Here is an 18,867-nt window from a genome sequence, read left to right as displayed (position 1 = left end):
TGTGTACCCGGCACACCGTGCACATGACGAGACGTCAGGAGTTGTACGTGCCCTGCGCCCGCTCCAGCCCCTCGGACAGCAGCGCCTCCACGGCGTCCGCCGAGCGGTCCACGAACCACTCCAGCTCCTTGCGCTCGGTCGAGGAGAAGTCCTTCAGCACGAAGTCCGCGACCTCCATCCGGCCCGGCGGACGGCCGATCCCGCAGCGCACCCGGTGGTAGTCCGGGCCCAGCGACTTGGTGATCGACTTCAGCCCGTTGTGGCCGTTGTCCCCGCCGCCCAGCTTCAGCCGCAGCGCCGCGTAGTCGATGTCCAGCTCGTCGTGGACGGCGATCAGCGCCGAGGCCGGCACCTTGTAGAAGTCCCGCAGCGCCGTCACCGGCCCGCCCGAGAGGTTCATGAAGGACATCGGCTTGGCCAGCACCACCCGCTTGCCCGCCAGCCGGCCCTCGGCCACCTGCGCCCGGCTCTTGTGCGCCTTGAACTTGGCGCCCATCCGCTGCGCCAGCAGGTCCACCACCATGAAGCCGATGTTGTGCCGGTTCCTGGCGTACTGCTCCCCCGGGTTGCCCAGCCCGACCACCAGCCAGGGCCCGTCGTAATCCTCGGCCATGCCTCTCTCCTTCGCGCTCGAATCCGCGCTCGACGTCATCATCCCGGACACACCGCTGCCCCGGCCGCTCCAGGGGAGCGACCGGGGCAGCGGTCAAAAGCCGTGAAGGCTACGAGGCTCAGGCCTCGGCGCCCTCGGCCTCGGCGCCCTCTTCCTCGGCCGGGGCGGCCTGGGCGGCGATGACCTGCAGCACGACGGCGTCGGCGTCGACGGCCAGCGAGACGTTGGCCGGCAGGACGATGTCCTTGGCGAGAACGGAGGCACCGGCCTCCAGGCCCTCGACGGAGACGGTGACGGCCTCGGGCAGGTGGGTGGCCTCGGCCTCGATCGGCAGGGCCTGCAGGACGTGCTCCAGCAGGTTGCCACCGGCGGCCAGCTCGCCCTCGGTGTGGACCGGAATCTCGACGGTGACCTTCTCGCCACGCTTGACCAGCAGCAGGTCGACGTGCTCGATGGTGCGCTTGATGGCCTCGCGCTGGACGGCCTTCGGCAGGACGTACTCGTCCTTGCCCTCGATCGGAACGACCAGCAGGGCGTTCGGGGTCTTGAGGGCCATCATCAGGTCGTGGCCGGGCAGGTTCAGGTGAACCGGGGTGTGGCCGTGGCCGTAGACGACACCGGGGACGAAGCCGGCGCGGCGGGCGCGACGGGCGGCACCCTTGCCGAACTCGGTACGGGTCTCAGCGGCAAGGCGGATCTCGGACACGACTGCACTCCTCGGGAAGACTGGCGCGGGGGTGCAGGCAACGCGAAAAACCGCCGGGACCACACCCTCAGTACGTTCGGGGGTCACTCGGCGGTAACGGCCTCTGCCGGCGGACGGAATCCGCTACCGGCAGCGCGTCGATCACGGTGTCGGTGCCCGTCGAGCAGGCACACGGCATCCCTCGCCGAGCAGTTTCACGAGTCTAACCGCACCGACCCCCTCCCGCGAAATCGGCGCCCTCCCGCGAAACGGCGGCGGCCCCGGACCGTCGATGGTCCGGGGCCGCCTGCGCGGGGCTTCGTCAGTGCACGCCCTCGAAGAGGCTGGTGACCGAGCCCTCCTCGAACACCTCGCGGATGGCGGCGGCGATCGACGGGGCGATGGACAGCGTGGTGATCTTGTCCAGCTGGAGCTCCGCCGGGGTGGGCAGCGTGTTGGTGAAGACGAACTCGCTCACCCGCGAGTTCTTCAGCCGGTCCGCGGCCGGGCCGGAGAGCACGCCGTGGGTGGCGGCGACCAGGACGTCCGCGGCGCCGTTCTCGAACAGCGCGTCGGCGGCGGCGCAGATCGTGCCGGCGGTGTCGATCATGTCGTCGACCAGGACGCAGACCCGGTCCTTGACGTCACCGACGACGTCGGCCGACAGGATGGTGTTGGCCTGGGTGATGTCGCGGCGCTTGTGGATGATCGCCAGCGGGGCGTCCAGCCGGTCGCACCACTGGTCGGCGACCTTGACCCGGCCGGCGTCCGGCGAGACGACGGTCAGCTTCGAGCGGTCCACCTTCTCGCCGATGTAGTCGGCCAGCAGCGGCAGCGCGAACAGGTGGTCCACCGGGCCCTCGAAGAAGCCCTGGATCTGCGCGGTGTGCAGGTCCACGGCCATCAGGCGGTCGGCACCGGCCTGGCGCAGCAGGTCGGCGATCAGGCGGGCCGAGATCGGCTCGCGGCCCAGGTGCTTCTTGTCCTGGCGGGCATAGCCGTAGAACGGCAGGATCGCGGTGATGCTCCGGGCGGAGGCCCGCTTCAGAGCATCGATCATGATCAGCTGCTCCATGATCCACTGGTTGATGGGAGCCGTGTGGCTCTGCATCACGAAGCAGTCCGCGCCGCGGGCCGACTCCAGGAAGCGGACGTAGATCTCGCCGTTGGCGAAGTCCAGGGCCTTGGTCGGGACCAGCTCGGTCCCCAGCGCCTCGGCAACCTCCCTCGCCAGTTCCGGGTGGGCACGGCCGGAGAAGAGCTTGAGCTTCTTCTCACCCGACGTCGTGATCCCGCTCACTGCACCGTCTCCTCGCGTTGCGGACGCTGAATCCCACTCCCGAGGAGGGCAGGCGCAGCCGGCACCCACGGGGGATCAGGGAATTGTCGGTACGCCTGGACACGGGCGGTAGGCCCAGTGGCGCACGTATGTCCCCAAGGTTACGCGCCCGCGCGGAAACCGTCCGCCCCGGGACCGTCCGGCCGGCCCGCGGCCGGACGGTCAGACCTCCCCGGCGCCGTCCACCGCGGCCTTCGCGGCCTGCGCGGACACCGTCCCGGGGCGCTTGCGCTCGACCCAGCCCTCGATGTTGCGCTGCTGCGCGCGGTTCACGCCGAGTGCGCCGGGCGGAACGTCGGTGGTGATCACCGAGCCCGCGCCGGTGTAAGCACCGTCACCGACGGTGACCGGGGCGATGAACATGTTGTCCGAGCCGGTGCGGCAGTGCGCGCCGATGACCGTGCGGTGCTTGTTGACCCCGTCGTAGTTCACGGTGACCGAGGCCGCGCCGACGTTGGTGCCCTCGCCGATGGTGGCGTCGCCGATGTAGGAGAGGTGCGGCACCTTGGCGCCCTCGCCCAGTTCGGAGTTCTTGATCTCGACGTAGGTGCCGACCTTCGCCTTGCGGGCCAGCTTGGCCCCCGGCCGCAGGTAGGCGTACGGGCCGGTGGCGGCCAGCTCGCCGATCTCGGCGCGGTCGGCCGTGGTGTTGCTCACACGGGCGCCGGCGCCGACCAGGGTGTCCTTCAGGGTGGAGTTCGGGCCCACCTCGCAGCCCTCGCCCAGGTGGGTCGCGCCCTGCAGCTGGGTGTTCGGCAGCACGACGGCGTCCGGCTCGTACGTCACCTGGACGTCGACCCAGGTGGTGGCCGGGTCCACCACGGTGACGCCGGCGCGCATCGCCCGCTCCAGCAGGCGGTCGTTCAGCAGCCGGCGGGCCTGCGCCAGCTGGACCCGGTCGTTGATGCCCAGGATGTCCCGGTGGTCCTCGGCGACCACGGCGCCGACCCGGTGCCCGGCCTTGCGCAGGATCTCCAGGGTGTCGGTCAGGTACTCCTCGCCCTGCGAGTTGTCCGTGGTGAGCTCGGCCAGCGCCTCGGCGAGCAGCTTGGCGTCGAAGGCGAAGACGCCCGAGTTGATCTCGGCGATCGCGCGCTGGGTGTCGGTGGCGTCCCGCTCCTCGACGATCGCGGCGACCGTGCCGTCCTCGTCGCGCAGGATCCGGCCGTAGCCGAAGGGCTCCGGGACGACGGCGGTCAGCACGGTGACGCCGTTCTGCTGCGCCTCGTGCGACTTCGCCAGCCGGCGCAGGGTGTCGCCGGTCAGCAGCGGGGAGTCCCCGGCGGTGACGATCACCGTGCCGTCCAGCGTCACGCCGTCGGCGGCCAGCGCCTCCAGCGCGGTGCGCACCGCGTGGCCGGTGCCGTTCTGCTCCTCCTGCACCACCGGGCGCACGCCCGGGTAGTGCGCCGCCAGGTGCTCCTCGACCTGCTCGCGCTGGTGCCCGACGACCACGACGAGCTGCCCCGGCATCAGTTCCCCGGCCGCCGACACCGCGTGCCCCACCAGCGAGCGCCCGCACACCTCGTGCAGCACCTTGGGCAGCTTGTTCGACTTCATCCGGGTCCCACCACCGGCGGCGAGCACGACAACGGCGGCAAGCGAATTGGCACCCATGCGGGGAGGCTCCTCATTAAGGTTCGCGAGAGAGGGCAGAGCAGGCCCGGCCCGGACCCAGGCCGGTCACCAACCGCACAGTCCGCCGAGCAGCACCGACAATACCGGCGCCCAGTCGATAGGCCCGGCTCAGAGGGGCCGCTGGCTCCGCCGCTAGGATTCGAACCCAGACAAAGGCCTCCAAAGGGCCCTGTGCTGCCATTACACCACGGCGGATAGTTGCTCAGACACTACCCGAGTGACCCCCGCTCTGGGTATCGGCTATACCGATCCACCATCCCTCAATTCGGCGGTACAGGTCCGCTCCGCCGAGCACGCCGACCACCAGACAGCCGCGATACCCGTCGCCGGTGTTCCGCCGGGCGGTCTTGGCCGAGTGGCGCTTGAGAGTCATGCGCCCGAAGCGCTCCGCCGCGATGCCCGTGACCTCCACCCAGTGGCGCTGGGCTGCGGCAACGTCCGCACTGTCATGGATCATGATCCTCAACCGCCACCGCTCGCGGGGGACCCCTCTGTGACTGCTCTCGGCGAGTGACCGGCCGCGGCAGATCCCGCACCCAAAGGGAGATCGAGCTCTTCGACACCCCTAGCTCGGCCTGGATCTCGTCGTAGGTCCGTCCCTCGCAGCAGAGGCGGCGGGCGGCTTCGCGCTGTTCGATCTTCGGTCGCATGCGATGAGTCTGTGTGCGAGTCGTCCCATCGTGGGACGGATCCAGGGTTCATCCATCCGGTCGGGTGAATTCACCCGAGCGCCGCGCTGCGGTGTGTTCCCCTGGACACGGAGCGCAACCTACGATGCCGTAGGTTACGCAAACGTAGGCTCCGCCTGTCCCGGGTCCGGGACGCCGCGAAGGGACGCCCATGACCATCCAGGCCGGCGAGGAGCGCTCGGGGGCCACCGCGCTTCCCGATCCTTCCTCCGATCCCTCCGCCGACGCCGCCACCCGGCTATCCGCCACCCGCGGCGGCGAGAAACAGGGCCTCGCCGAACGGATCGCGCTCGCCCTGTTCATCCTCGTGCCGTTCGCCGCCCTGGTCGCCGCGGTACCCGTGGCCTGGGGGTGGGGGCTCGGCTGGACGGACGCGGCGGTCACCGTCGCCATGTACTTCCTCACCTGTCACGGCATCACCGTCGGCTACCACCGCTACTTCACCCACGGTGCCTTCAAGGCCTCCCGCCCGATGCGGCTGGTCCTGGCGGTCGTCGGCAGCCTGGCGGTCGAGGGCCCGCTGGTGCGCTGGGTGGCCGACCACCGCAAGCACCACCGGTTCAGCGACAAGGACGGCGACCCGCACTCGCCGTGGCGCTACGGCGAGAGCGTCCCCGCACTGATCAAGGGCCTGTGGTGGGCGCACATGGGCTGGATGTTCGACGAGGAGCAGACCTCGCAGCTCAAGTACGCGCCGGACCTGGTCGGCGATCCGGCCATGCGGCGGATCTCCCGGCTGTTCTGGCTCTGGACCACCATCTCGCTGCTGCTGCCCGCGCTGGTCGGCGGCCTGGTGAGCCTGGACTGGGAGGGCGCGCTGTCCGCCTTCTTCTGGGGTTCGCTGGTCCGGGTCGCGCTGCTGCACCACGTCACCTGGTCGATCAACTCGATCTGCCACGCGATCGGCCGGCGCCCGTTCCGCTCCCGGGACCGCTCCGGCAACGTCTGGTGGCTCGCGGTGCTCTCCTGCGGCGAGTCCTGGCACAACCTGCACCACGCCGACCCGACCTCGGCCCGGCACGGGGTGCTGCGCGGACAGATCGACTCCTCGGCCCGGCTGATCCGCTGGTTCGAGCTGGCCGGCTGGGTCCGGGACGTCCGCTGGCCTGACGCGCAGCGGATCGCCGCCCGCCGCGCAGCATGAGGCGGCGCTTCCAGCATGATGTAGGGGTGAACGGGAGCAGCGCAGACAGCACAGGCGGTCACCACAGCACGCGGACGGACGCGGCGCCCGGAACGGCGTCGGCCCGTCCGCTGGCCGCCGCTGCGGCGGGCGCGGCCTCCGTCGGCGGCGGTGAAGGCCCCGCGGACGCGGTGCCCGGAACGGCGCCCGCCCCGCGCCGGCGGGGCGGCCGCGTCCGGATGACCGGCAAGCAGCGCCGGGAACAGCTGCTGGAGATCGGCCGGACGGTCTTCGCGGAGCGCGGCTACGACGGCACCTCGGTGGAGGAGATCGCCGAGCGCGCCGGCGTCTCCAAGCCCGTGGTGTACGAGCACTTCGGGGGCAAGGAGGGGCTCTACGCGGTGGTGGTGGACCGCGAGATGCAGCTGCTGCTGGACATGGTGACGGGGGCGCTCACCGGCGGGCACTCGCGCGAGTTGCTGGAGCAAGCGGCGTTCGCGCTGATGGACTACATCGACACCTCGACGGACGGCTTCCGGATCCTGGTCCGGGACTCGCCGGTGGCCCAGTCGACCGGCACCTTCGCCTCGCTGATCAGCGACATCGCGACCCAGGTCGAGGACATCCTCGGCCTGGAGTTCAAGTCCCGGGGCTTCGACGCCCGGCTGGCCCCGATGTACTCGCAGATGCTGGTCGGGATGGTCGCGCTGACCGGCCAGTGGTGGCTGGAGGTCCGCAAGCCGGACAAGGCGACGGTGGCGGCGCACCTGGTGAACCTGGCCTGGCACGGGCTGGAGGGCCTGGAGCGGCACCCGAGGCTGGTCGGCGACCGCAAGGCCTGAGCCCGGCTGCTGTCGTTCCCCCCGCTGCTCCGTTCTTGCTGCTCCGCCTTTGCCGCTCCGTCCTTACTGCTCCGTCCTTACTGTTCCGCTTTTACTGCTTCACCCCGACCGCGAAGATCCGCCGGAACGGGAAGACCGTCCCGTACGGCCCGGCCGGGTAGGCCTCGCGCAGCAGCTGCCCGTACTCGGCGAGGAAGGCGGCCCGGTCGGCGGGGTCGGTGAGCCGGCCGAGGACCGGGCGCAGCGCGGTCCCCTTGACCCACTCCAGCACCGGGTCCGGCCCGGGCAGCAGGGTGCTGTAGGTGGTCTCCCAGACGTCGACGGCGCAGCCGGCCCCGGCGAGGGCGTCCAGGTACTGCCCCGGCTGGTGGACGCCGCCCCGGACGGCGTCGGTGCCGAGGGCGTCACGCCAGCGGGGGCTGCGGCGCAGTTCGGCGAGCAGGGTGTGGCTGGGGGCCTCGAAGTTGCCGGGCACCTGGAAGGCGACGACCCCGCCGGGCTTGAGGGCGTCCGCCCAGCGCGCCAGCACCGCCAGGTGCCCGTCCACCCACTGGAGGGTCGCGTTCGAGGCGATCAGGTCGGGCCCGGCCGGGGCCGGGTCGTAGTCGCGGGCGTCGGCGAGCAGGTAGTCGGCGGTGGGCTCGCCCTCGGTGCGGGCGGTCTCCAGCATCGGTGCGGAGTTGTCGACTCCGGTGATCCGGGCCTGCGGCCAGCGTTCGCGCAGGACGGCGGTGGAGTTGCCGGGGCCGCAGCCGATGTCGAGGATCGTCGCGGCGGGCTCGTTCGGCAGGGCGGGGACGCGGGCGAGCAGGTCGCGCAGCGGGCGGGTGCGTTCGTCGGCGAAGCGCAGGTACTGCGCCGGGTCCCAGACGGGGCTGGTCATGATTCACCTCGCAGGTATCTCGACATCAAGATATCTCCTGTAGCCTCGCTTGCACATTTCTCGATGTCAAGAGACTTCACATCGACACATCCACCGATACACTGATCGTCATGGAGGACGAGGTCGACAGGCTGGTCGCAGCATGGCGCCGGGAGCGCCCCGACCTCGACGTGGAGCCGCTGGAGGTGCTCAGCCGGGTCAGCCGGCTCGCCCGCCATCTCGACCGCGCCCGCCGCACCGCCTTCGCCGAGCACGGCCTGGAGCCCTGGGAGTTCGACGTCCTGACCGCCCTGCGGCGGGCCGGCTCCCCCTACCAGCTCTCCCCCGGCCAGCTGCTCACCCAGACGCTGGTCACCTCCGGCACCATGACCAACCGGATCGACCGCCTCACCGGCAAGGGCCTGGTCAAGCGCCTGCCCGACCCGGACGACCGCCGCGGCGTGCTCGTCCGGCTCACCGACGACGGCCGCGACCGCGCCGACCAGGCGCTGGCCGGCCTGCTGACGCACGAGCGCGAACTGCTGGCCCAGCTCAGCTCCGGCCAGCAGGGCGAACTCGCCGCCCTGCTGCGGCTGCTGGTCGCACCGTTCGACAACATCCCGGGCTGAGTTCCCTCGGACTGAGTTCCCTCGGACTGAGTTCCCTCGGGCTGAGTTCCCCCGGGCTCCGGCTACGGGGCGGAGGCGATGGACGGCGGCACGGCCGGCTCCGCGGGACTGACCCCGGCCCGGCGGGCCACCGCGACGGCGGCCAGCGTGGAGTGCACCCCCAGCTTCCCCAGCACGTTCTGCATGTGGGTGCGAACGGTGTGCGGCGACAGGTACAGCCGCTCCGCGACCGCCTGCCGGCCCAGGCCCGCCACCATGCAGCGCAGGATCTGCCTCTCCCGCGGCGTCAGGGTGTCGACCAACCGCTCGCTCTCCGTACGGTCCCGCCGGGCGGTGGTGAGCTCGCGGATCACCCCGGTGAGCAGCGCGGGCGGCAGGTGCGTCTCGTCCCGCAGCACCCCCCGGACCACCGCGAGCAGCCGGGCCAGCGAACTCTCCTTCGCCACCCAGCCGGTGGCACCCGCGTGCAGCGCCCGGGCGGCGCGGTGCGGGTCGTCGGCGGTGGCCAGCACCACCGCGCGCAGCCCCGGGTGGGCCCGGCGGAGCCGGCCGAGCAGGGTGATGCCGTCCGGCGGCGGGGCGGCGGGCCTGAGCTGGTCGGCACGGAGCTGGTCGGCGCGCATCTGCTCGGTGGGGCGGGCGCCGGCCGCCGGGACCGCGGGCGCGGCGCCCGGTCGTCGCGGCGGCGGTACGGCCGGGGGCGGGCGGCGCCGGACCTCCTCGGCCGGTTCGCCACCGGGCCTGGCCCGGGCACCCGGCCCGGCGGCCTCGGCCCCCAGGTCGGCGTCGATCAGAGCCACGTCGTAGGCCCGGCCCTCGGCGGCGGCGCGCTCCAGCGCCCGCTCGGCGGCGGCCGCGCTGCCGGCCGCGCCCACCTCCACGTCGGGCTCGGCGGCCAGGGCCGCGGCCAGCGCCTCGGCGAAGATCCGGTGGCCGTCGACCACCAGGACCCGGATCCGCCCCATCGTCACTACCCCCTGCTCAGAGCACCCCGAGCCCGGGAGGCGGGGACCGGTCCGGCGTCCGCGTTCCGGACCCTCCGCTCCGCCCGCCCACCGGTGGCCGGTGAGGCCGAAAGGGCGCCGGCCCCCACCGGTACCGCACTCAGCGTACGGGCCGGGAAACGCTCCCGTGGCGGTTCGGTGAGTTTCGCCAGGAGTGGCGCGAGTGGCGGGCCGGGCAGTCGGGCGGCTCGGGGAACCGTCCAACTGACCGGCCGCGACGGGCGGTTGGCCGCTGCAGGCCGACCGGCCCTAGTTGCCGCTCTTCTCCAGGGCGAACTTCCAGGCGTCGGCGACGATGTCGTCCAGGTTCGGGCGGCGCGGCGTCCAGCCCAGCGCCTCGTGGGCGCGCTCGGCGGAGGCCACCAGCACGGCCGGGTCGCCGGCCCGGCGACCGGCGACCTGCACCGGGATCTCCCGGCCGGTGACGCGCTTGACCGACTCGATCACCTCGCGCACCGAGAAACCGCTGCCGTTGCCCAGGTTGCAGATCAGGTGCTCGCCCGGCTTGGCGGCGTCCAGCGCCAGCAGGTGGGCGTCGGCCAGGTCGGCGACGTGGATGTAGTCGCGGATGCAGGTGCCGTCCGGGGTCGGGTAGTCGTCGCCGAACACCGCGATGTGCGGGCGCTGCCCGAGCGCGGCCTGGAAGACCAGCGGGATCAGGTGCGACTCGGGGTCGTGGCGCTCGCCGTAGGCGCCGTACGCGCCGGCCACGTTGAAGTAGCGCAGCGAGACGGCGGCCAGGCCGTGCGCGACGGCCTCGCTGGTGATCATGTGGTCCATGGCGAGCTTGCTGGCGCCGTAGGTGTTGGTCGGCGAGGTCCGGGCGGTCTCGGCGATCGGCACGACCTCCGGCTCGCCGTACACGGCGGCGGTGGAGGAGAACACCAGCTTGCGCACGCCCGCCGCGCGCATCGCGGTGATCAGCTCCAGCGAACCGGCCACGTTGTTGCGCCAGTACTTCTCCGGGTCCACGACCGACTCGCCGACCTGCGAGGAGGCGGCGAAGTGCAGCACGCCGTCGAAGGAGCCGTCCAGCACCTTGTCGGCCTCCTGGATCCGGCCCTCGACGAACTCGGCACCCGTCGGGACGCCCTCGCGGAAGCCGGTCGAGAGGTCGTCCAGGACGGTCACCTGGTGACCCGCCTCCAGCAGGTGGGCGGCCACCACACTGCCGACGTAGCCGGCGCCACCCGTGACCAGGTACTTACTCATGATGAGACCTCCAGCGGGCGATGGTCCGCCCGGTCGGCGGCGCCATCGACGGAATGCGAACGACTGGGGTCAATTGTCCCTGCCCGGCGGTGTGCTCCCGACCACCCGGGCGGTCGCTCCCGCGCATTCTCACCCAGTCCTCAGCCGACCTCCACAGGCGCCCGCGGCCGTCCTCGCGGGCCGCTCTCCTCGGCGATCTTCCCGGCGCTCTTCGCGGCTGCTCTTCCCGGCTGCTCTTCCTGGTCGCTCTGCTCAGCCGCTCTTCCCCGCCGCTCTGCTCAGCCGCCGGCCATCCGCTCCAGCAGACCGGTGCGCGCGGCCACCGCGGCCGCCTCCAGCCGGGTGCGCGCGCCGAGCTTCATCAGCACGCGCTGCACGTGGGTCCGGGCGGTGCTCGCGGCGATCCGCATCCCGGCGGCGATCGCCGCGGTGTCCTCGCCGTCCGCGATCCGGGCCAGCACCTGCACCTCACGGCGGGTCAGCAGCCGCAGCAACCGGACCGCCTCGTCGTCCGGTTCGGCCACCGGGCGCAGCAGTTGGTCGAAGGCCCCGCGCAGGACGTCCACCGCCACCGCGGCCTCGCCCGCCCGGGCCCGTCCGATCGCCCGCTCGACCACCTCGATCCGCTCGTCGCTCGGCACGTACCCCGCCGCTCCGGCCGCGAACGCGCAGGCCACACCGCGGAGTTCGCCGACCGGCCCGAGAACGATCACGGCCACCTCGGGGCGCTCCCGGCGGATCCGGCGCAGCCCGTCGAAGGCGCCCGGCTCCCCCGGCGCGGACACCCCCAGCAGGCACACCTCGGGCCGCCGCCCGGCGACCAGGTCGGCGGCGACGCCGGCCGGGGAGCCGACCGCGAGCACCCGGTGGCCGCGCAGTTGGAGCGCGGTGGCCAGCGCCTCGGCCAGCAGCCGGTGGTCGTCGACCACCACGAGTCGAACACCCATGACGCCCTCCCGGTCGGGGCCCGGCTCGCGCCCGCACCCCTTGGGCGGACGGCCGATGACGCACCATCACAGCGCATTCCGTACCCGACTCGCTAGGCCACCGCGTGTCGCCGGTCCCGGGGCGGGCCTGGGGGCGGACCTGGTGCGGGTCCGAGCCGGGGGAACGCGAAAGACCCCCGCCGAGAGGCGAGGGTCTTTCAGTGGAGCCCCCATGCGGAATCGAACCGCAGACCTTCTCCTTACCATGGAGACGCTCTACCGACTGAGCTATAGGGGCTTGCCGGGTTTGTTTTCCCGGGCCGGTCGAACAAGGAAGACATTACACGGCCGTCGACCCGAAAGGGAAATCGGCTCCGAGCCGCCCCGCGGCCGCCACCTGCCCGCCCGCTACCGGCCCCCTTCGGCGCGCGCCGCGTCGAACTCCTCGCGGGCCGCGAGCATCTGCCGGGCGCGCCGCTCCGTCCAGTGGCCGAGCGGGGAGACCAGCTCGGCCAGCTCCCGGCCGAGCGGGCGCAGGTCGTAGACCACCCGGGGCGGCGTCTCCGGGAAGACCGTACGGAGCACCAGCCCGCTGCGCTCCAGGTTGCGCAGCGACTGAGTGAGCATCTTGCGGCTGACCCCGCCGATCCCGCGCTGGAGTTCGGAGAAGCGCTGGGGTCCGCAGGCGGAGAGGCTCATCAGGATCAGCAACGACCACTTGTCGGCGAGCTCGGCGAACATCTCGCGGCTGGGGCAGAGCTGGGCGAAGACGTCGAGCTCCTGCTCCCCCTGCCCCCCGGTCCCGGTCAGGGCCGTTTCCTCCGTCGTCATGCCGTCCAGGGTAGTCCCGCGGTCTCCGATCCATCCCTGGTCTCGAATTCACTCTTGGTCTCCAGTAGAGACCTGGTCTATATTGGAGACCGTTCGACCGGCCGTACCCCCGCCCGGGCCTCGACCCGTTCCACCGCCCTTCCTCCGCCCGTTCCTCGCCCGCACAGGAGTGCCCCGCATGACCGCCATCCGCCCGACCGTCGCCCTCGCCTACCACTCCGGCTACGGCCACACCGCCGTGATAGCCGAGGCCGTCGCCCGCGGCGCCGCCGCCGCAGGTGCCGAGGTCGTCTCGATCGCCGTCGACACCATCACCGAGGAGCAGTGGGCCCAGCTGGACGCCGCCGACGCGATCGTCTTCGGCTCCCCCACCTACATGGGCACCGCCTCCGGCGCCTTCCACGTCTTCGCCGAGGCCACCAGCAAGCGCTGGTTCACCGACGCCTGGAAGGACAAGGTCGCGGCTGGCTTCACCAACTCCGCCTCCAAGAGCGGCGACAAGGCCAGCACCCTTAGCTACTTCCAGACTCTCGCCGCCCAGCACGGCATGAACTGGGTCAACCTCGGCCTCAAGCCGGGCTGGAACGCCACCACCGCCAGCGAGAACGACCTCAACCGCCTCGGCTTCTTCAGCGGCGCCGCCGCCTCCTCCCCGTCCGACGCCGGCGCCGAGGCCGTCCACAAGGCCGACATCGCCACCGCCGAGCACCTGGGCGAGCGCGTCGCCCGGCACACCGCGATCGTGCTGGCCGGCCGCGCCGCCCTGGCCGGCTGACCGCCCGGCCCACACGTACGTCTACGCCGCCGGGTCCGCCCCCAGAACGGGCGCCCGGCGGCGTCCGCCGTCCACCGCCGCCAACTCCGCACCCGTGGTGTCCGGCAGCAGCCACAGACAGCCCAGGGCCAGCACGCCCAGGGCCGCCAGGTACCAGCCGACCGGCTGTGCCGTCCCGTACACCGCGGTCAGCCTGGTCGCCACCAGCGGCGTCGTCGCCCCGCCGACCACCCCGCCCAGGTTGTACGTCAGCGCGGCACCCGTGTAGCGCACCCGGGTCGGGAACAGCTCCGGCAGGAACGCCGCCAACGGGCCCATCAGACAGCCCAGCACCACCATCGCCCCGGCCAGCCCCAGGAACATCAGCGGCCGGCGCACCGTCTCCAGCAGCGGGAACAGCACCAGCGACCACCCCGTCGCCAGGCCCGCCGCCCACCGCAACGTCCGCCGCCGGCCCCACCGGTCACTGTGCGAGGCGCTCAACCACACCGTCCCGGCGCCACCCACCGCCCCGACCAGCAGCATCGCCAGCACCAGCGTGCTCGCCACCCCGAGGCCGGACGTCGCGTACGCCAGCGCGTACGTGGTGGTCAGGTAGAACAGTGCGTACCCGACCGTGATCGCCCCACCCCCCGCCAGCACCGGCCGCCAGTGCTCGCGCAACACCTCCACCACCGGCGGACGGTCCCGCCGCACGTCCGCCCGGAACAGCGGCGACTCCGCCAGCCGCAACCGCACGAACAGCCCCACCGCCACCAGCGCCAGCGAGGCCAGGAACGGCACCCGCCAGCCCCACTCCCGGAACGACCGCTCGTCCAGCCCCAGTTGGAGCGCCAGGAACCCCCCGTTCGCCAGCACGAACCCCGCCGACGGCCCCAACTGCAGGAACCCCCCGTACCGCCCGCGCCGCCCGGCCGGCGCGTTCTCCGCGATCAGCAGCGCCGCCCCACCCCACTCCCCGCCCAACCCGACGCCCTGGCACACCCGCAACACCACCAGCAGCACCGGCGACCACCACCCCCACACCGCGAACCCCGGCAACAACCCGACGGCCGCCGTCGCCAACCCCATCAACAGCAACGACACCACCAGCGTCGCCTTCCGGCCCACCCGGTCCCCGAAGTGCCCGAACACCACCGCCCCCAACGGCCGGGCCAGGAACGCCACCGCATACACCGAGAACGCCGCCAACAGCGCCCCCACCGTGCCCAGTTCGGGAAAGAACACCGGCCCGAACACCAACGCGGCCGCCGTCCCGTACAGGAAGAAGTCGTAGAACTCGATCGCCGTCCCGAGCAACGCCGCAGCCGCCGCCCGCCGCAACTGCCCAACCCGCCAAGCACCCTCCGCATCCATACCACCCACCCTCACCACGGGCCGGGCCCCCCACCAGCCCCCACCCGAGTGACCCCGGCGCACACCCCTAACCCCCACGCCCCGGAGCGCGCCGGTCCACCAACGACCTGGGCATGCGTTCTCAGTGAAGACATTCCCGAGCCCAGCCAGCGCACCGCCGGCCGGGCTCCGCGATTCTTCGAGGTCGGAGGCCGAGTTCAGCCCCCGTAGCGCGACGCGTACGCGTCGTCGTACAGGGAGGGCGGGAACTCGGGGCGGTTCACCCAGACCGAGATGCCCTCGACCACGATGGCCCATGACTGCGCGGCTTGCTCGAGGTCGCCGTTGCTCATCGCCACCCAGGTTCGGGCCAGGTTCTTGTCCATGAGCTGAGACCACGCGTCGAACGCCGCAGCGACATCGGCGGCGCATGATGCCAGCCCGGAATGATTACGCCGCTGGCATTTGATGACGAATGCCCGCGCGTCATGATATTGCTCCTCCGTGGGAATTCTTTCAGCGGTATTCAATTTCCATTCCCATCGCTTACCGTGGATTCCATGATCTCCCGCAGGCTTTCCATGGGAATGGTCACGGTTACCCGACTGCCGGGATTGATGCGCAAGTCTATTGGGCCCGGGACCTCGGCCAGCAGGCGCACTGGCATCGGCACGGCGCCTGGCCAGTTCCGTGGAACATATTCGAGTGATGTGCAGCCGTCAATGATGTTTCTGCCGTCTTCTCCGGGTACGGCGGCGGGCCCCTTCCAGGTTGATCCGGTATAGACGAGCAGCTCCGCGTCGAGGAGTGTCGCCGCGAACCGCTTCTCGCTATAGTATCCAGTTGCCGTCAGTTGCAGCTTGTTCTCCAGATCGTTAGTGGGTCGGGTCAATCCGAGCGCCATCGGCGAGGGCCTGTAGTTCGGATTATGTACAAATTCAGCCACGTCGCCGGTGCGGTCGATCTGCCAGGCCCCAACGATTCCCTGTGAGGGCACGTCCTCGTTCGGGTCGAATCCAGGGTCTACCGAGTAGAGCCACTGGCCCGGACGTTTCCGCGCCTCGACACGCATGGCACTGGTCAGGGTTGGTTCCTTGCCGCCAGCCATCACCCGCCACCTACCTTTTCAGAGATTCTTGCGCCATATTATCGCAATGGTCTGATCGCTAGGGTGCGTGACTGCCCGGGTTTCTACCCGCCTCGGGTCTGTAGTACGGGTTCTCTACGTACTGGACCGGTTCGCCGTCCTTCATTTGCCAGGCGCCCTTGATGTTCTCGAGGTTGACCCCGCCCGGAAAGGCTACTTCCACCTCTTCTGGATAAGGACTGTTCTTGCGGAGGGACGCGTTGACATCAACGCCGCCCTCGGCATCGATGTCATAGCGCCAAGGTTTGCTCGCCCCGATGTCGTTCACCGGGTCGCGAGTCGTCCCGACAAAGATGGAATGCCTGTTACTGTCCGCGTAGCCGTAGAGATTGTTGTAGTTCTCGTCCCGCGGATGGAATCCCCCATCGGGGGTGAATATTTCGCTAGGGCTCCTGTTGTCGAAGCGATAGAGATCCTCATGTGTCGTTCGCCATTTCGGGGCATACTGCATGTCGGAAAGATCGACATCCTTATTGGCCGCCGATTTCAAGGGATCGTTCGGCCATTCGGCGACGCTCTGACCCTCAAGCTCCCGGAGCTTCCGCGCCTCCGGCGGGAGATCTGCCAACTCCTTTTCCCAGTCGGCCTTCTCGGCCGCGTCCTTAGCCGCCTTCTCGGCAGCCTCCTTCGCTGCCTTCTCGGCCGCTTCCTTGGCCGCCTTCTCGGCAGCCTCCTTCGCAGCGTTTTCAGCGGCTTCCTTGGCGGTGTTCTTGGCCGCGTCTTCGGCTACAGCAGTGGCTCCGCGTTCGGCGGCGGTGGCGGCGACGCCGCTGCCTCCGGTTTCGGGGACGAGCAACAGGTTGCCGAAGAGTTTGCCGCCGGCCTCGGCGGGGTCGGAGCCCCAGCCGCTGCCGACGAGACCCTTGACTGCCTCGGTCGGGTTGTTGGCGGTGCTGGACAGGCCGGCCAGGAGGCCGGAGAGGCCGGTTGCGTACTCCGCGGGGTGCGTGGCGTTGTAGGGGTCGATCGGGTTCACGCTGCGCAGGAGCTTGTTCAGGTCGACGGCGCTCTTGATGACGCCGCCGCCGAAGTGGACGGCGAGCTGCGGGACGGACGTGGCGGTGTCCATCAGGTCGGCCTTGAGGATCTCCGTCTGGCTCGGCATCGCCGGGGCGGACTCCACGAGCGCCTTGACCGTCGCGAGTGCCGTTCGGGCGGCTGAGTCCCGCTGGGTGCGGGCGGCGCTCAGCTTGTCCTCGGCCTCCTTGAACTGGGCTACCGCGTCCGCGGGAGGCGTGAACTCGCCGGGCTTGGCCGGCGGGTCGCCCTGGCGCTGGTCGGCCGGCGTCGCGTTGTACGCCTTGAGCCGCAGGTCGTACGTCATCGCGTCGTTCATGTAGGTCTTGGCGGCGGCGTCCGTCTTCTTCTGCGCCTCCTTCCAGATCCTGACGGCCTCCTTCGCCTGGTCCTGCGCCCAGCTGACGGTGTGGGCGTAGGCGGTCAGAGCGGTGCCGGCCTTCGCGAAGGCGTCCGCCGCCGCCAGCCACTGCTTGGGCTGGGGGTCGAACTCCCCGCGGAACTTCTCGGCGGCCTCTCCGGTCCAGTGGTCGGTGTCCAGGCGGGTCAGGCCCTGGCCGGCCTTGTCGAACGCGTCGTGGAACTTCTGCAGATGGCCGGCGACCTCGTTCAGCTTCTTGGCGTCGCCGTGCAGCAGTTCCTTCGGGTCGTCGCTCTGGTCGAGGTTGCGTTCGGCGACCTTGACGCCGGCGTCGTCGGCGATGTCGTCGCCCCAACCGCTGACGGTCTGTCCGGCGCCGTGCAGACCGGCTGCGTCGAGTGCCTCCCCGGCCAGGTGCCCGCCCTTGCGCAGGCCCTTGGCGACGAACTTCGTCCCGCTGTCGACGGCATCGTCGACGAAGTCCAGGGCGTCTCCGAGAAATCCCATGCCGTCACTTCTCCGGGGCCGGCGGGACGGGGCCGACCGTCGCGGTCAGCGTCATGTTGACCATGCCGGGTTTCTGGACCGCGTCCTGGGCCGCCTTCTGCCACTGCTGCTTGATGTCGCCTTCGGCCTTGTCGAAGGACTTGCCGGAGTAGTCGGGGTGCATGACGTCGTTGATCGGGTTGTCGGCCCACACCTGCGACCACGACTCGTGTTCGACCTGTTCCTCGGTCAGGTGGGGATTGCCGATGATGCCGGCCACGACGTCCTTCGTCAGCCCGCTCGCGTACTGCTCCTGCTCGTGGTAGGTGCCGGCCGCCAGACCGATCTTGCTTGCCATGTTCGAGCCCTTCACCACCAGCGACCTGACCGCCCAGCTCCAGCGCTCGCAGAACTCCCCGAACGACGTGGACAGTTCGAAGTCACCGGCGTCCATCCCGCCCAGTTCCAGCTCGGTGAAGCCGCGCCCGCCCTCCGCGATCCCGGCTATGCCGATCGACTTCAACTCGGCGATCACTCCGTTGAGGCCGTCCGCCACCAGCTTCAACGCCTCCGGATCCGCCTGATAGCCCTCACCCAACGCCCAAACCCCCCATGCTTCCTGGCCCGTCCAGAGCCACCTCGTCCGGCACGATCCCCCGCACCGGAGGAAAGAGCATCGGCTCCTTCCCCACCACATCCAGCGCGATCCCCCCGGGCACACCCAGACCCGGCACCGCGACATCCAGCAACCGGCTCCCCAGCACCGTCATGTACGGAAACCCGTCCAACGACAGCCCCTTCGACCGCACGAACGCCGCCAACTCCTCCTCGGACGAGAACGCGAAGATCCACCGCAGACCCCCCTCGTCCCCCGTCCACACCGCCTCGTCGCCCCACAACGGCACCAACACCGCGCTCAATCGAAACTGCGCCAGCATCACCGACGGATCCCCGACCCCAGCCCGCAGCATCCGCACCTGGTGCACCAGGCCCGCGTTACCCACCGTTACCCCCCATTTACGCCCACTTGGCACCTTAGCGCAAATGCGTTCGAACGGAGCGTCACCGGCCCAGGCGGGCTCCTCGGGCCGCCCCGCCTCCCTCACCCGGTTCGGCTTCGCCCGCCGGCCGCTCTCGCTGTTCCGGTCCGTGCCCGTATGCCGCGTAGGTAGCGTGCTGACCCTCTGCCGGAGAGAGGTTCATGTACCAAGGTTCACAGGGGACGCTCTGTCGTTCTCGACGCGGCAAGCGGAGGGGCCGTTGTCGATCGGAAGTCTGGAAGGGCCGGACAGCCGCCGCTGAGTCGCCGCCCACTTGCTGCGCCCCTAGTCAGCGCCGCGCTGCGCTTGGAGG

At 70.9% G+C, this 18,867-nt stretch carries 20 protein-coding genes and 2 tRNA genes; 4 read left to right on the top strand and 18 right to left on the bottom strand.

Annotated features, from left to right (window positions below):
- Positions 1-34 precede the first annotated feature (34 nt).
- The 6 genes from pth to ACIG5E_RS16635 form a co-directional block, all read right to left on the bottom strand.
- Positions 35-613 (bottom strand): aminoacyl-tRNA hydrolase, encoded by a 579-nt coding sequence (gene pth, locus ACIG5E_RS16660; RefSeq protein ID WP_396534133.1) that lies wholly within the window; start codon positions 611-613, stop codon positions 35-37.
- 118 nt (positions 614-731) lie between these two features.
- The gene (locus tag ACIG5E_RS16655; RefSeq protein ID WP_396534132.1) at positions 732-1,319 is read right to left on the bottom strand and encodes a 50S ribosomal protein L25/general stress protein Ctc; all 588 of its coding nucleotides are present in this window, start codon (positions 1,317-1,319) and stop codon (positions 732-734) included.
- 301 nt (positions 1,320-1,620) lie between these two features.
- Positions 1,621-2,598 carry a ribose-phosphate diphosphokinase gene (locus tag ACIG5E_RS16650; RefSeq protein WP_396534131.1) on the bottom strand — a complete coding sequence of 326 codons (978 nt, stop codon included), beginning with the start codon at positions 2,596-2,598 and terminating at the stop codon, positions 1,621-1,623.
- Between the two features lie 201 nt (positions 2,599-2,799).
- The gene (gene glmU, locus ACIG5E_RS16645) at positions 2,800-4,254 is read right to left on the bottom strand and encodes a bifunctional UDP-N-acetylglucosamine diphosphorylase/glucosamine-1-phosphate N-acetyltransferase GlmU (protein ID WP_396534130.1); all 1,455 of its coding nucleotides are present in this window, start codon (positions 4,252-4,254) and stop codon (positions 2,800-2,802) included.
- 142 nt (positions 4,255-4,396) lie between these two features.
- A tRNA-Gln gene (locus ACIG5E_RS16640) sits at positions 4,397-4,470 on the bottom strand.
- Positions 4,471-4,477: 7 nt separating this feature from the next.
- A complete protein-coding gene (locus ACIG5E_RS16635) occupies positions 4,478-4,732 on the bottom strand; it encodes a hypothetical protein (RefSeq protein ID WP_396534129.1) in 255 nt (84 codons plus the stop codon).
- Positions 4,733-5,115: 383 nt separating this feature from the next.
- Between ACIG5E_RS16635 and ACIG5E_RS16630 the strand changes: the two genes are divergently transcribed.
- Positions 5,116-6,108, top strand: a complete 993-nt coding sequence (locus tag ACIG5E_RS16630; protein ID WP_396534128.1) for an acyl-CoA desaturase — start codon at positions 5,116-5,118, stop codon at positions 6,106-6,108.
- A gap of 218 nt (positions 6,109-6,326) precedes the next feature.
- Entirely contained in the window at positions 6,327-6,929 is a 603-nt protein-coding gene (locus ACIG5E_RS16625; protein WP_396534161.1) for a TetR/AcrR family transcriptional regulator, read from the top strand.
- Positions 6,930-7,020: 91 nt separating this feature from the next.
- Here the strand turns inward: ACIG5E_RS16625 and ACIG5E_RS16620 are convergent, their stop codons facing one another.
- Positions 7,021-7,812, bottom strand: coding sequence for a methyltransferase domain-containing protein (locus ACIG5E_RS16620; RefSeq protein ID WP_396534127.1), 792 nt, complete (start codon positions 7,810-7,812; stop codon positions 7,021-7,023).
- Positions 7,813-7,922: 110 nt separating this feature from the next.
- Here ACIG5E_RS16620 and ACIG5E_RS16615 point away from each other — a divergent pair, with 110 nt between their 5' ends.
- Positions 7,923-8,420, top strand: coding sequence for a MarR family winged helix-turn-helix transcriptional regulator (locus ACIG5E_RS16615; protein WP_030290689.1), 498 nt, complete (start codon positions 7,923-7,925; stop codon positions 8,418-8,420).
- Positions 8,421-8,482: 62 nt separating this feature from the next.
- On the opposite strand, the gene ACIG5E_RS16610 is transcribed toward ACIG5E_RS16615, so the two are convergent.
- The 5 genes from ACIG5E_RS16610 to ACIG5E_RS16590 form a co-directional block, all read right to left on the bottom strand.
- Complete coding sequence (locus ACIG5E_RS16610; RefSeq protein ID WP_396534126.1) at positions 8,483-9,385, bottom strand: LuxR C-terminal-related transcriptional regulator; 903 nt, start codon at positions 9,383-9,385, stop codon at positions 8,483-8,485.
- A 288-nt stretch (positions 9,386-9,673) separates the two neighbouring features.
- Complete coding sequence (galE, locus tag ACIG5E_RS16605; protein ID WP_396534125.1) at positions 9,674-10,636, bottom strand: UDP-glucose 4-epimerase GalE; 963 nt, start codon at positions 10,634-10,636, stop codon at positions 9,674-9,676.
- A gap of 278 nt (positions 10,637-10,914) precedes the next feature.
- Positions 10,915-11,583, bottom strand: a complete 669-nt coding sequence (locus ACIG5E_RS16600) for a LuxR C-terminal-related transcriptional regulator (protein WP_396534124.1) — start codon at positions 11,581-11,583, stop codon at positions 10,915-10,917.
- A 201-nt stretch (positions 11,584-11,784) separates the two neighbouring features.
- Positions 11,785-11,860: transfer RNA gene (locus ACIG5E_RS16595), tRNA-Thr, on the bottom strand.
- A gap of 110 nt (positions 11,861-11,970) precedes the next feature.
- Positions 11,971-12,393 carry a winged helix-turn-helix transcriptional regulator gene (locus ACIG5E_RS16590; RefSeq protein WP_396534123.1) on the bottom strand — a complete coding sequence of 141 codons (423 nt, stop codon included), beginning with the start codon at positions 12,391-12,393 and terminating at the stop codon, positions 11,971-11,973.
- A 178-nt stretch (positions 12,394-12,571) separates the two neighbouring features.
- Here ACIG5E_RS16590 and ACIG5E_RS16585 point away from each other — a divergent pair, with 178 nt between their 5' ends.
- Positions 12,572-13,168, top strand: a complete 597-nt coding sequence (locus tag ACIG5E_RS16585; RefSeq protein ID WP_396534122.1) for a flavodoxin family protein — start codon at positions 12,572-12,574, stop codon at positions 13,166-13,168.
- Positions 13,169-13,189: 21 nt separating this feature from the next.
- On the opposite strand, the gene ACIG5E_RS16580 is transcribed toward ACIG5E_RS16585, so the two are convergent.
- From ACIG5E_RS16580 to ACIG5E_RS16555, 6 genes are all read right to left on the bottom strand, one after another.
- Complete coding sequence (locus ACIG5E_RS16580; RefSeq protein ID WP_396534121.1) at positions 13,190-14,524, bottom strand: MFS transporter; 1,335 nt, start codon at positions 14,522-14,524, stop codon at positions 13,190-13,192.
- A 197-nt stretch (positions 14,525-14,721) separates the two neighbouring features.
- Positions 14,722-15,033, bottom strand: coding sequence for a hypothetical protein (locus ACIG5E_RS16575; RefSeq protein ID WP_396534120.1), 312 nt, complete (start codon positions 15,031-15,033; stop codon positions 14,722-14,724).
- Positions 15,030-15,611, bottom strand: a complete 582-nt coding sequence (locus tag ACIG5E_RS16570) for a type VII secretion system-associated protein (RefSeq protein ID WP_396534119.1) — start codon at positions 15,609-15,611, stop codon at positions 15,030-15,032. Before ACIG5E_RS16570 ends, ACIG5E_RS16575 begins: the two co-directional genes overlap by 4 nt.
- A gap of 58 nt (positions 15,612-15,669) precedes the next feature.
- Complete coding sequence (locus ACIG5E_RS16565) at positions 15,670-17,535, bottom strand: putative T7SS-secreted protein (protein WP_396534118.1); 1,866 nt, start codon at positions 17,533-17,535, stop codon at positions 15,670-15,672.
- A gap of 4 nt (positions 17,536-17,539) precedes the next feature.
- On the bottom strand, positions 17,540-18,112 hold the full coding sequence (locus ACIG5E_RS16560) for a hypothetical protein (RefSeq protein WP_396534117.1): 573 nt from the start codon (positions 18,110-18,112) through the stop codon (positions 17,540-17,542).
- On the bottom strand, positions 18,105-18,500 hold the full coding sequence (locus ACIG5E_RS16555) for a hypothetical protein (protein ID WP_396534116.1): 396 nt from the start codon (positions 18,498-18,500) through the stop codon (positions 18,105-18,107). Before ACIG5E_RS16555 ends, ACIG5E_RS16560 begins: the two co-directional genes overlap by 8 nt.
- Positions 18,501-18,867 lie beyond the last annotated feature (367 nt).

Origin of the sequence: Kitasatospora sp. NPDC053057, assembly GCF_044546945.1 — a bacterium.
In the GTDB taxonomy this organism is placed as follows: domain Bacteria; phylum Actinomycetota; class Actinomycetes; order Streptomycetales; family Streptomycetaceae; genus Kitasatospora.
Note: the sequence above shows the minus strand (reverse complement) of the source record. Positions and strands in the feature narration are given on the sequence as shown.

Coding starts and splice junctions, on each gene's coding strand:
- pth (WP_396534133.1), bottom strand. CDS start 613: ATGGCCGAGGATTACGACGGGCCCTGGCTGGTGGTCGGGCTGGGCAAC.
- glmU (WP_396534130.1), bottom strand. CDS start 4,254: ATGGGTGCCAATTCGCTTGCCGCCGTTGTCGTGCTCGCCGCCGGTGGT.
- ACIG5E_RS16635 (WP_396534129.1), bottom strand. CDS start 4,732: ATGATCCATGACAGTGCGGACGTTGCCGCAGCCCAGCGCCACTGGGTG.
- ACIG5E_RS16630 (WP_396534128.1), top strand. CDS start 5,116: ATGACCATCCAGGCCGGCGAGGAGCGCTCGGGGGCCACCGCGCTTCCC.
- ACIG5E_RS16625 (WP_396534161.1), top strand. CDS start 6,327: ATGACCGGCAAGCAGCGCCGGGAACAGCTGCTGGAGATCGGCCGGACG.
- ACIG5E_RS16620 (WP_396534127.1), bottom strand. CDS start 7,812: ATGACCAGCCCCGTCTGGGACCCGGCGCAGTACCTGCGCTTCGCCGAC.
- ACIG5E_RS16615 (WP_030290689.1), top strand. CDS start 7,923: ATGGAGGACGAGGTCGACAGGCTGGTCGCAGCATGGCGCCGGGAGCGC.
- ACIG5E_RS16610 (WP_396534126.1), bottom strand. CDS start 9,385: ATGGGGCGGATCCGGGTCCTGGTGGTCGACGGCCACCGGATCTTCGCC.
- galE (WP_396534125.1), bottom strand. CDS start 10,636: ATGAGTAAGTACCTGGTCACGGGTGGCGCCGGCTACGTCGGCAGTGTG.
- ACIG5E_RS16600 (WP_396534124.1), bottom strand. CDS start 11,583: ATGGGTGTTCGACTCGTGGTGGTCGACGACCACCGGCTGCTGGCCGAG.
- ACIG5E_RS16590 (WP_396534123.1), bottom strand. CDS start 12,393: ATGACGACGGAGGAAACGGCCCTGACCGGGACCGGGGGGCAGGGGGAG.
- ACIG5E_RS16585 (WP_396534122.1), top strand. CDS start 12,572: ATGACCGCCATCCGCCCGACCGTCGCCCTCGCCTACCACTCCGGCTAC.
- ACIG5E_RS16580 (WP_396534121.1), bottom strand. CDS start 14,524: ATGGATGCGGAGGGTGCTTGGCGGGTTGGGCAGTTGCGGCGGGCGGCG.
- ACIG5E_RS16570 (WP_396534119.1), bottom strand. CDS start 15,611: ATGGCTGGCGGCAAGGAACCAACCCTGACCAGTGCCATGCGTGTCGAG.
- ACIG5E_RS16565 (WP_396534118.1), bottom strand. CDS start 17,535: ATGGGATTTCTCGGAGACGCCCTGGACTTCGTCGACGATGCCGTCGAC.